This window comes from Mogibacterium kristiansenii, assembly GCF_009695905.1.
Taxonomy (GTDB): Bacteria; Bacillota; Clostridia; order Peptostreptococcales; family Anaerovoracaceae; genus Mogibacterium_A; species Mogibacterium_A kristiansenii.
In genome coordinates this window covers 1-2,608 of record NZ_VUNA01000034.1, presented here as the reverse complement: position 1 = coordinate 2,608, position 2,608 = coordinate 1, and the positions used below count along the sequence as shown (strand labels likewise).

The window sequence follows — 2,608 nt, the reverse complement described above, 5'->3', positions numbered from 1 at the left end:
CGTAATCGGTAAACCACCCGTGCCTTTACAAACAAAGAACAAAAGAAAACGAGGAACCTCTTGCGAGAATTCCTCGTTCTTTGTTTTCTGTATTTCAACCAGGCCAGCATCGCTGCTGGCAAGGCTATTTCATCTCGGCAATCCGCTTTTTGCATTCTTCCGGAAGCTTCTCCGACCATGGAAGCAGGTCCTCCAGGAAATCCAGATTCGTATCATCCATGTGTTTCGGAATCTCGGTCAGCAGATGCGAGATGTAGTAGAAGATATTCAGATTGTTGAGTTTGCAGGTCTCCACAATGCTGTAGATGATGGCACTGGCTTCGGCTCCGTGGATGGTGTCGATTAATTTCCAGTTCTTCTTTCCAACGCAGAACGGCCGAATAGCTCGCTCCGCCGCATTGTTGTCCATCGGTATTTCCGGATTCTCCAGAAATACCCGAAGATATTCTTCCTGATTCAAGCAGTAGGTTAGTGCCTTTCCCGTTTCCGAGGTGCGGCTGACCTGCGGTTGCACCTCTCGAATCCATCGGAAGAAATCATTCACAAGCGGCCGAATTAGGCTTTTTCGTTTCCGTTTTCTCTCACCGGACTTCAAATCCTTCAGTTCGTTGTCCCGCCGGTAGATGTACTGGATTAGTCCTAAAGCTTCATAGGCCACCGTGTTCTTCGCCTTCTCTAGCCCCATGGCTTTCACGGGATCGGCGAATTTTCGCCGGGCATGAGCCCAGCATCCGGCCACTTTGAACTGGGTTTCAGTGTCCTTCTCCAGCGAATGGTATACCTGGTATCCATCCGTCACCAATGTTCCGGTAAAAGCATCCAGGAATTTTCCAGGGGCCGCCTTCTTTCTCGTTAGTTGGAAGTCATAGAGGACTACCGGATGGTTATCCTGAAGTCCGCCATTTCGATACACCCACATGTAGCTTTTGTGCATTCCCTCTCGTCCATCCTTGACCACATATACCGGCGTTTCATCCGCATGAACAACAGAACAGGAGGTAATTTCCTTCTTCAATCTATCCCATAGAAGCGACAGATATCTTTCCGCAGCGGTGATGACCCAGTGAGCCATATTTTGCCGGGAGATTCGGATGTCATTTCTTTCCAGTTCCTGCTCCTGCCGGTATAACGGCACGGCATTGGTGTACTTGGCATTCATAATGAAGGCTACAAGTGATGGCGAGGCGATGCTATTGGAAAGCATTTCTTTGGGATGTTCGCCCTTAACAATTTTGCCGTTTTTTCCTTTGTACACCGCAATGTGGTGTTCTTTTACAATGAAGGTTGCCGGCTTTACTTCCAGTTTCTTGTACACTTCATCGGGGAGCGCGGTGTATCCTTCCGGAAATTTCTCCCGGAGTTCTTCATCATCCAGATCGTGTCGAACGATAGTCACCGGATAACGAGATAAATCCTCCTCACGCTTTCCTTTCTTCTTGGTTCTCTTATGTTCCTGGACAACCACCGTTTCCATCGATGGTTCCATGGGAATTTGACCAGAGGCGGTAACTTCCGCTTCATTGACGCCCATGTCGAAAATGGTAATCTGGTCTTTCGTGACCAAATTCTTCTCACTTTTCCTTCCGAATTGTCGCTGATTCATCAGTGCTATCGTTTCCGTGAGTTCTTGATTCTGTTTCACCAATGTTTCCAGCAGCTGCTGAGTGTTGTATAGAAGCTGAACTAACGCTTCCTTGTCCATTGCATTCAGTTGTTCTTTCGTGTACTTTTCCATGGGTTAATTATACCAATTTTGCCCAAGCAAAAAAAGCCTTTCGGCCTTTTTTATCCATCATTTTACGCAATGTATTTAGGGGCAAAAATAGAAGATGCCTATAGCACCCAGTTCGGCGGAACCACTTTGCGAATGCCGGGATTTACATCAAGCCCGGTAAGCAGCCACCGGAATTGCTCTTCGCTAATTTCCTCCAAATCCTCCGTCTTCCGGGGCCATTTGAACTTTCCATCTTCCAGCCTTTTGTACAGTAACAGAAATCCATCCCCCTCCCAGACTAAAGCTTTGATTCGGTCATTTCGTCTTCCACAGAAAAGGAACAGTATGTCTGTCTCAAAAGGATTCAGATCGAATCGTTCTTGAACGGTTGCCGCCAGTCCATCAATTCCATATCTTAAATCCGTGTATCCACAAGCAATGTAGATTCTCTTAAAACGACTACTTTGCAGCATGACAAAGAACCTCCATCACAGTTTTAATCTGATTGCAATCTGCATCTGGAAAGAATTCTACAGAAATCCCCAAAGCCTGAATACGAATACCGGATGTTTCTGGAACGCTCGGCTGAACATCCAATTCTGCAAACTGAACGGAAGGTTGCTTTTCCGACAGCAGATTTTCCATCGTTTGCCGAACAATCCTGCACCGATATTCAAAGGTGTGAATGCTGATTCCGTGAATCCGACACCACTCACGCTGTGTTAATCCGCTTCGCCTCTGATCGTCTAAGTCCCGTGCCCATTGCTGATGCTGAATTTTGACCATTTTGTTCATACATTTCCTCCCATACTAAAAATCCTTGAAAACCCGTATATGGTATTTTACGGTTTTTCAAGGATTCAGGGAAGGCACGGGTGGTTTACCGGTTACAAA

At 46.5% G+C, this 2,608-nt stretch carries 3 protein-coding genes; all 3 read right to left on the bottom strand.

Annotation, left to right across the window (positions count from 1 at the left end; translation table 11 throughout):
• Positions 1–124: 124 nt before the first annotated feature.
• The 3 genes from tnpC to tnpA all read right to left on the bottom strand — a co-directional run bounded on the left by tnpC (position 125) and on the right by tnpA (position 2,509).
• Positions 125–1,735, bottom strand: a complete 1,611-nt coding sequence (gene tnpC / locus FYJ65_RS09385; protein ID WP_154555064.1) for an IS66 family transposase — start codon at positions 1,733–1,735, stop codon at positions 125–127.
• A gap of 98 nt (positions 1,736–1,833) precedes the next feature.
• Positions 1,834–2,187: an IS66 family insertion sequence element accessory protein TnpB gene (gene tnpB / locus FYJ65_RS09380; protein ID WP_154555063.1), complete on the bottom strand. Its 354-nt coding sequence runs from the start codon at positions 2,185–2,187 to the stop codon at positions 1,834–1,836.
• On the bottom strand, positions 2,174–2,509 hold the full coding sequence (tnpA, locus tag FYJ65_RS09375) for an IS66 family insertion sequence element accessory protein TnpA (RefSeq protein ID WP_154555062.1): 336 nt from the start codon (positions 2,507–2,509) through the stop codon (positions 2,174–2,176). Before tnpA ends, tnpB begins: the two co-directional genes overlap by 14 nt.
• Positions 2,510–2,608 lie beyond the last annotated feature (99 nt).

Excerpts from the sequence above, each read along its gene's own strand:
- tnpC (WP_154555064.1), bottom strand. The coding sequence starts at position 1,735 with ATGGAAAAGTACACGAAAGAACAACTGAATGCAATGGACAAGGAAGCG.
- tnpA (WP_154555062.1), bottom strand. The coding sequence starts at position 2,509 with ATGAACAAAATGGTCAAAATTCAGCATCAGCAATGGGCACGGGACTTA.
- tnpB (WP_154555063.1), bottom strand. The coding sequence starts at position 2,187 with ATGCTGCAAAGTAGTCGTTTTAAGAGAATCTACATTGCTTGTGGATAC.